The following is a 7894-nucleotide window of genomic DNA, read 5'->3' as shown; positions in this document are numbered from 1 at the left end:
AAGGTGGGTCAATTTTATTGGCCAAAGGTGGGTCAAAATAAATGGCCATTGACAGGGGCGTTCTATCTGCTGTCCGGGGGCTCCTTCTACGGCATGTTCGCGGCATCGGCGGCCTGTGGCCTCCAGAATGCCATGGCCACCCAGTACAGCGGCGCCGTGGTGCGCACCACCCACCTGACCGGGATCTTCACGGACCTGGGCATCATGCTGGGGGCTTTCCTGAGAGGGGAGGGTTTTGATCGGCGCAAGGCATTGCTGTTCCTGATCATCATTTCCGGATTTATAGCAGGGGGTACTCTGGGAGCCGTGCTGTTTGAGGCCCTGAGGTTTAAATCCCTGCTGGTACCCGGCACGGTCTGCCTGGTGCTGGCAGGCTGCTATCGGCTCTACTCGGCCAGGTATCGACAGGTGTCTGACCAGTAGCTCGGTGGCCATACCGTCACCTGGTCCGCCATCGCACGGGAACTTGCCAGATTGTGGGTGCTCATACAGCGGAAGGAGGATTTCCCCATGAACAACAATGTCATCACCGTATCGGTCCTGTTGCTGGCACTGACGAGCCCGGCAGCGTTGGCGGCAGAAAAGTCGGACTACGCCGGGCAGGAACAACGGGCGATCAAGGCACTGTCGGAAACGGAGGTCGCTGACCTGCTGGACGGCAAGGGCATGGGTTACGCCAAGGCGGCGGAACTCAACGGCTACCCCGGGCCGGCCCATGTCCTGGAACTGGGCGACAAACTGGACCTGACGCCGTCACAGCGGGAGCGCACCCAGGCCATTTTTGACCGTATGCAGGCATCGGCCCAGGCACTGGGTGCGGAGCTGGTGGCGGCGGAACGCGCCCTGGATCGTGCGTTCAGGGACCGTAGCGTTGACGAATCGACGCTGTCGGAACGGGTGGCGGACATCGCCCGCATTGAATCCCGACTGCGGGCGGTTCACCTGAAGGCCCACCTTGAGCTGACCGGCCTGCTGGATGAACACCAGGTTGCCCGGTACAGCGTGCTGCGGGGCTATGTCGGTGGCAACCCGCACCGGGGCGGGCATGGCCACCATCAGTCGGGACACTAATGGCAATGGGCCTGTGCTGCCGCGTCGGTGTCCCTCGGGTCGCCCATGCCGCCCTTCAGGCCGTAGTGGATCAGCAGCAGGTTGGCCGGCCAGGCGGCCAGCAGGCCCAGTGACAGGGAAATGTAGAGGGATGACCAGAACAGGGCATCGCCCATGGTTGACTGACCGCCCAGGTACAGGTCGGTGGTGATCGCCACGCCTTCCATGACCACGATGCTGATGGACTCCGCGACGAAGGCCCCCTTGAAGGCCTCTCTGAAGGCCATACCGTTCTGCATCATGGGGCCGATGTTCATGGCAAAGCCAAAGAAGTAGGCCAGGGAGAAGGTGATGATGGCCGCCCAGAAGTTGCCCATGGCAAACAGGCCCACGGAAATGATCACCCCAAGGATTTCCCCGATACCGCAGCCGGAATAGCAGTGGGCTACCGAGCGGAAGCCCTTGCGGGGCAGGTCATCAGTGGTTATCTGCCGTCGTCCGGAATAGCGGTAGATCAGCACGCCGAGCGGGCCGGAATACAGCACCGTCAGTATCCACACCCACTGCATGATGGAGGCAATGTGACTATTGCTGGTGCGCAGGTCGTAGACCATCCAGACCACACAGGCAGCGACAATGGCGAGCCAGATGCCGAGGCCGGTCCAGGTGTCGATCAGGGTCTGGATCTGGTCAAGAGTCATATCCATCGGTCCTTATGCCTGGCCTGCTGACTCGTTTACCGAATCCGCAAGCTGCTGCGATACGATGACTGTCCTATACACGGTTAGTGCAGGAAGCGGGGATTTCAATCATTGTGAACCCATCGCAATGTGGCGGCGGCCACCGGGTATCGGAAAATGATGATCAAATGGGTTCAGTAGGTAACAGGGGGACACATTGATGGACGACAGCGAGCGCCAGCGCCTGATCGAGGAGGCCATCCCCGACGTCCGTGACGGGCTCACCCGCACCGAGCGGCTGATCCTGCATGTGCTGAATGAGACCCAGCAGGAGCTGGGCGGACGCAATGTGCCTACCGTCATGCTCTATGGTCGGGTGGTGGAGTACATCAATATCACCGAGCAGGAGTTGCACCTGTACCTGGATCGCCTGGGTGTGAAGGGGGACGGGACCTGACGACTGCCTGATCAGTGGGTGTCCGGCGCCAGGCGGTAGCGGCGTTCCGGCCGGCCGACGGTGCCGTAGGTGACTTCCGCCGTCAGCTCATCGGTACTCACCAGGTATTCCAGGTAGCGGCGGGCGGTGGTGCGTGAGGCGCCGATCTCCTGGCCCACGGCCTCGGCACTCCAGTCCCCGTTGGTGCGGACCACCTCGCGGATCTTGTCCAGGGTGAGGGCATCGATGCCCTTGGGCAGGCGGGGTGCGTTGGATTCACTGGCGGCTTCCGGCGGTGTGTGGGGCAGCAGCGCGTCCACTTCCTTCTGGGCGACATCACCCAGGCTGTCCAGGGTGTCCCGGTGTTCGCGATAGCGTTGGATCGCCGCCTGCAGGCGCTCGAACACCAGCGGCTTGAGGATATAGTCGAACACGCCGCCCCGCAGGGCGCTGCGCAGGGTATCCACTTCCCTGGCGGCGGTGATCAGGATGACATCACTGGGGCTGTCGCTGGCCCGGAGTTCCCGCAGCAGTTCCAGGCCTGTGCCATCCGGGAAATACACATCCAGCAACACCAGGTCCGGGCGCAGCACGTCGATCTGGTCCCGGGCGTCGGCCAGGGTGTGGGCCAGTCCGCACAGTTCCACGCCGTCCATGCGTTCCACAAAACGCCGCTGGATCTCGGCAATCTGGGTATCGTCCTCAACAATCAACAGGCGAATGGTGTTCAAACGGCGTTAACCTCGCTGCATCCGGCGATTGGGGTCGGATTCGGGCACCTTTGACAGGTACAGTGTAAACCGGCTGCCGGACGGCTGCAGCGACTCCACCGTCACCGAGCCGCCCCACCGGTCCACGAACTGGCGCACCAGGTACAGGCCGATGCCACGGTCGCCGTCACCCTTGCCACTGACGCCGCGCTCGAAGATCCGGTCCTGCTGGTCGGCGGGCACGCCCGGCCCCTGGTCTTCCACTTCAAAGATCAGGTCATGGCCCAGGTCGGTCATGCTCAGGTGCACAATGCCGCCTTCGCCCCGGTGCTGGCGGGTGGCTTCCAGGGCGTTGTCGATCAGGTTACCCAGGGCACTGACCAGCTGGTCCCGGGGCAGGCTGTCGGGCACGTCCGCCATCTGGCTGTCCGGGTCGATCACCAGTCGCAGGCCCATCTCCCGGGCGCGGTTGTACTTGCCCAGCAGGCAGCCGGCCAGCACCGGGTCCGGTACCGCTTCCAGCAGCAGGTGGATCAGGGCCTGGTGATCACTCACTTCGCTGCCGATCAGTGCCAGGGCCTCGTCGTTGGCGCCGATCTGGATCAGCCCGGCGATGGTGTGCAGCTTGTTGGAGTACTCATGGGTCTGGCTGCGCAGGGTGTCGGCATACTGCTGTATGCGGGTGAGCTGGCGGCTGACCTGGTCCAGCTCGTCCCGCAGCCGGAAACTGGCCACCACACCGATAATCTCGTCGCCCTGGCGCACCGGTAGCCGGTTGACGATCATCTGCCGGCCCTTGAGCCAGACTTCCTGGTCGAAGGCGGATTCGCCGGTCTGAAGTGCGGTCATCAGGTTGTTGTCCGGCAGGATGTCGCCGATGGGCTGGCCCGCCAGGCGGATGTCCGGGTCCAGCCCCAGGGTCTTGATGGCGGTGCGGTTGAAGGTGGTGATGATGCCATCCCGGTTGATGGCGATAATGCCTTCCCGCACCGACTGCAGGGTGGCGTCCCGCTCCTGGAACAGGCCGGCGATTTCCTCCGGCTCCAGCCCGAAGATGGCCCGCTTGAAGCGCCCGGCGATGACGATGGCGGCCAGTACGCTGCCCACCAGCATCAGCCCCATCACGGTATAGAGCACCAGGTTGTAGCGACGGATCACCGAGAACACCTGCTCCAGGGAATAACCCACCGATACTATGCCGATAATCTCGCCGCTGGCCGGGTCCACAATCGGTGATTTGCCCCGCATGGACTCCCCCAGGCTACCCCTGGCGCGTCCTACGTAGGCCTGCCCCTGTTCCAGTGCCAGGGTACCTTCGTCGTCATCGTCATCCGCCATGGAGTGACCGATGCGGGCCGGGTCCGGGTGGGACAGGCGAATGGCCTTGTGGTCGCCGATCACAATGAACAGCGCCTGGTTGGTTTCCGCCAGGCGACTGCTCAGGGTCATCAGTGCACGGGAATCCCGCTCCTGCACCCCTTCGATCACCGCCGGCATGGCCGCCACGGTCTTGGACACCATCAACGCCCGCTGGCCGATCTCGTCGTACAGGGACTCACTCAGGTAGTAGCCGGCAAAACCGCCGATCAGGCCGGTCTGCAGGGCACTGACCAGTCCCAGCACCAGGATCATCCGGGTTTTCAGTTTGAGCTTGCGGTAGGCGAACGGCATTCACGGACAACGTTTGTTATTCGGTATTGGGACAGAGGGTACGTCAGGAACGCGGGTTTTGCCCGTGAACAATATGCACAAAACACCCGATAAATTCTTTAAAGGCATTACGACCACAAACTTCATCGTTCCGTCACCGGTTCGTAACCTGCGTCTTGAGCCTTCCCCCGGTCGTCACGCCTGACGCCAGAGGCACGATTCACATCGGGTCATGCCCCGGGAAGGCACAACAACAAGATTGAGGTGACAACGATGCTTATCAAACGATGCCTGTCATTCGTGGCCGTGGCCACGTTCAGCCTGTCTGCCCTTGCCTGGGAACCTTCCGGAAAAGTCGAATGCATTGCCCCCGCCGATCCGGGTGGCGGCTGGGATTTCACCTGTCGCAGCGTCGGCAAGGTGATGGAAGATCTCGATCTGGTGCCCCGCAGTGTGCAGACCATCAACATGGCCGGTGCCGGCGGCGGTGTGGCTTTCGCCCATACCGTCAGCAAGCGCAACGCAGAGGAACAGGTGCTGGTAGCGGCCTCCACCGCCACCACCACCCGCCTGGCCCAGGGGCAGTTCCCGGGCGTGGACGCCGACATGGTGAACTGGATCGGCGCCCTGGGTGCCGACTACGGCATCATTGCCGTGGCCAAGGACTCGCCCTACCAGGACCTGCCATCCCTGATGGAAGCCCTCAAGGAAGACCCCCGCAGCGTGAAGTTTGCCGGCGGCAGCGCCAAGGGTGGCTGGGACCACCTCAAGGTGCTGATTGCCGCGAAAGAATCGGGAGTGGAGTCTCTGCCGCGCATTCCCTACCTGTCCTACAACAATGGTGGCGAGGCCATGACCCAGGTGGTGGGTGGCCACGTGGACGCCTTCACCGGCGACATCACCGAGGCCCAGGGCTTCATGGACTCCGGTGACCTGCGGGTGCTGGCGGTGCTGGCCGAGGAACGCCTGCCCGGTGACTATGCCGACATCCCCACCGCCCGCGAGCAGGGCATTGATGCCCTGGGTGCCAACTGGCGTGGTTTCTACATGCCGGCGGACATCTCCGACGAGGCACAGCAGTACTGGATCGACGCCATGGACACCATCTACCAGAGCGATGAGTGGAAGGCGGTCATGAAGCAAAACGGCTTGATGCCCTTCCATATGAGCGCCGGCGAGTTTGAGCGTTACGTGAAGATGCAGATCCAGGACATCGAGGCCCTGTCACGGGAAATAGGGCTGGTGCGGTGATGGCTGGCTTCAACGATCGAATCTTCGGCGTTGTCATGATCGTCCTGGCCGTGGCCTACGGCTGGGGCGCCCTGCAACTGCCGGAGCCGTTTGGCGGCTCCGAAGCCGTCGGACCCGAGACCTTCCCGCTGCTGCTGGCGGTGGTACTGGGACTGTCCAGCCTGTACATGGTGGTGCGACCGGACCCGGACAACGCCTGGCCCTGGAGCCGCACCGGGGTGGAACTGGTGATTGCGGTGGTGGTGCTGGTGCTCTACGCCGCGCTGCTGCAGCCGCTGGGCTTCATCATCAGCACGCTGCTGGCGGTGGGCACCCTGTGCTGGCGCATGGGCGCCCGGCCCCGCAACGCCTTTACCACCGGGGGCGTTGCCGGCGTGGTGGTGTTCCTGGTCTTTACCTTTGCCCTTGATCTGGCCCTGCCGTCCGGCCTGCTGGCGATCCTGGAGGTGAACTGATGGAAACCCTCGGATTCCTGATGGACGGCTTTGCCGTCGCGCTGGCACCGGAGAACCTGATGTTCGCCCTGCTGGGGGCGTTCCTGGGAACCCTGATCGGCGCACTGCCAGGCCTGGGCCCCACCAATGGCGTGGCCATCCTGATCCCGCTGGCCTTTACCCTGGGACTGGCGCCGGAAACCGCACTGATCATGCTGACGGCGGTCTACGCCGGGGCCATGTACGGCGGGCGTATCTCGTCGATCCTGCTGAATATTCCCGGTGATGAGCCAGCGATGATGACCTGTCTCGATGGCTACCCGATGGCCCAGAAGGGCAAGGCCGCCGAGGCGCTGGCCATCTCCGCCGTTGCCTCCTTCATGGGCAGCCTGATCGCCACCATCGGCCTGATTCTGCTGGCTCCGCTGCTAGCGAAGTTCGCCCTGACCTTCGGGCCGGCGGAGTATTTCGCGCTGTTCCTGCTGGCCTTTGCCACCCTGGGCGGCATCACCGGCAAGAATCCCATGAAGACCGTGGTGGCGGCCTGTATCGGCCTGATGATTGCCACCGTGGGCATGGACAACACCGGGGTGCAGCGGTTCACCTTCGGCACACTGGAGCTCTACGAGGGTGTGGACTTCATCATCGCCATCGTGGGCCTGTTCGCCATCTCCGAGCTGATGTTCTTTATCGAGGACAAGGCCGGCGGCGGCAAGGCGAAGATGGCAGTGAACAAGCTCAAGCTGTCCTGGAAGGACATCCGCGAGATCATGCCATCCAGCATCCGTGGCGGCATCCTGGGCTTCATTGCCGGCGTTCTGCCCGGAGCCGGCGCGTCCCTGGGCAGCTTTATCGGCTACACCCTGGAAAAGAAGGTCGTCGGCAAGAAGGGCTACTTCGGCGAGGGTGATCCCCGTGGCGTGGCCGGCCCCGAGGCGGGCAACAACGGCGCCTCCAGCGGTGCCCTGGTGCCCATGCTGACCCTGGGTGTGCCCGGCAGCGGCACCACGGCGGTGCTGCTGGCGCTGTTGATCTCCCTGAACATCACCCCGGGGCCGCTGATGTTCACCCAGAACGCGGACATTGTCTGGGGCGTGATCGCGGCGCTGCTGATCGGCAACTTCCTGCTGCTGGTGCTCAATATCCCGCTGGTGGGTATCTTCGTGCGGCTGCTGTCGGTGCCGCCCAAGTACCTGTTGCCGGTGGTCACCATGGTGGCCTTCGTGGGGATCTATTCCATCAGCAACACCACCTTCGACCTGTATTTCATGGTGGCCTTCGGCGTGGCGGGCTATGTCTTCCGCAAGCTCGAAATTCCGCTGGTGCCGATCATCCTCGGCCTGCTGCTGGGGCCGGAAATGGAGAAGAACCTGCGCCACGCGCTGGACCTGTCCGACGGCGACTGGACCACCCTGTGGGATAGCGGCCTGGCGATCGGGCTGTGGGTATTCGCGGGCCTGGGGCTGATCCTGCCCTACGTTGTCGGCCCGTTGCTGCGGCGGCGCATGAACTCCGCAATGAAGGAGGTACCGGTCTCGGACTGAGGCCACACACGCTTTTCAGCGACCAGCAACGTGAGTCATCGTTGCCTTTGGGGTATCAGGTTTCATCTGATACCCCTTTTTTTGGGTTCATCGCGCTTTACCGGGAAACGCTGCTTTTATCTTCAGGAAGAAGTAGTCG

At 63.1% G+C, this 7894-nt stretch carries 9 protein-coding genes; 6 read left to right on the top strand and 3 right to left on the bottom strand.

Translation table 11 applies throughout. The features are described 5' to 3' along the window. Together RO069_RS08315 and RO069_RS08310 are read left to right on the top strand one after the other, a co-directional pair. Positions 1-423, top strand: a 423-nt coding sequence (locus tag RO069_RS08315) for a YoaK family protein (protein ID WP_328186675.1), incomplete at its 5' end; no start/stop codon positions are given. A gap of 87 nt (positions 424-510) precedes the next feature. Continuing rightward, positions 511-1071 (top strand): Spy/CpxP family protein refolding chaperone, encoded by a 561-nt coding sequence (locus RO069_RS08310; RefSeq protein WP_328186673.1) that lies wholly within the window; start codon positions 511-513, stop codon positions 1069-1071. On the opposite strand, the gene RO069_RS08305 is transcribed toward RO069_RS08310, so the two are convergent. Further along, on the bottom strand, positions 1068-1751 hold the full coding sequence (locus tag RO069_RS08305; protein WP_328186672.1) for a DUF4396 domain-containing protein: 684 nt from the start codon (positions 1749-1751) through the stop codon (positions 1068-1070). The two genes, RO069_RS08310 and RO069_RS08305, sit on opposite strands and share 4 nt — an antisense overlap. Before the next feature lie 199 nt (positions 1752-1950). Here RO069_RS08305 and RO069_RS08300 point away from each other — a divergent pair, with 199 nt between their 5' ends. Beyond that, positions 1951-2187, top strand: coding sequence for a hypothetical protein (locus RO069_RS08300; RefSeq protein ID WP_328186670.1), 237 nt, complete (start codon positions 1951-1953; stop codon positions 2185-2187). 11 nt (positions 2188-2198) lie between these two features. Here RO069_RS08300 and RO069_RS08295 read toward each other — a convergent pair whose 3' ends face one another. Together RO069_RS08295 and RO069_RS08290 are read right to left on the bottom strand one after the other, a co-directional pair. Further along, positions 2199-2897 (bottom strand): response regulator, encoded by a 699-nt coding sequence (locus RO069_RS08295; protein ID WP_328186669.1) that lies wholly within the window; start codon positions 2895-2897, stop codon positions 2199-2201. A 6-nt stretch (positions 2898-2903) separates the two neighbouring features. Beyond that, the gene (locus tag RO069_RS08290; protein WP_328186668.1) at positions 2904-4547 is read right to left on the bottom strand and encodes a sensor histidine kinase; all 1644 of its coding nucleotides are present in this window, start codon (positions 4545-4547) and stop codon (positions 2904-2906) included. A gap of 252 nt (positions 4548-4799) precedes the next feature. Here RO069_RS08290 and RO069_RS08285 point away from each other — a divergent pair, with 252 nt between their 5' ends. The 3 genes from RO069_RS08285 to RO069_RS08275 are packed head-to-tail and all read left to right on the top strand — an operon-like array spanning position 4800 to position 7755. Continuing rightward, positions 4800-5777, top strand: coding sequence for a Bug family tripartite tricarboxylate transporter substrate binding protein (locus RO069_RS08285; protein WP_328186667.1), 978 nt, complete (start codon positions 4800-4802; stop codon positions 5775-5777). After that, complete coding sequence (locus RO069_RS08280; protein WP_328186665.1) at positions 5777-6232, top strand: tripartite tricarboxylate transporter TctB family protein; 456 nt, start codon at positions 5777-5779, stop codon at positions 6230-6232. Before RO069_RS08285 ends, RO069_RS08280 begins: the two co-directional genes overlap by 1 nt. Then, entirely contained in the window at positions 6232-7755 is a 1524-nt protein-coding gene (locus RO069_RS08275) for a tripartite tricarboxylate transporter permease (RefSeq protein ID WP_328186664.1), read from the top strand. The genes RO069_RS08280 and RO069_RS08275 overlap by 1 nt, the downstream gene beginning before the upstream one ends. The last annotated feature ends 139 nt before the right edge of the window (positions 7756-7894 follow it).

This window comes from Marinobacter sp. OP 3.4 (assembly GCF_036224885.1).
Lineage (GTDB): Bacteria > Pseudomonadota > Gammaproteobacteria > Pseudomonadales > Oleiphilaceae > Marinobacter.
This window is presented reverse-complemented; position numbering and strand designations above follow the sequence as displayed.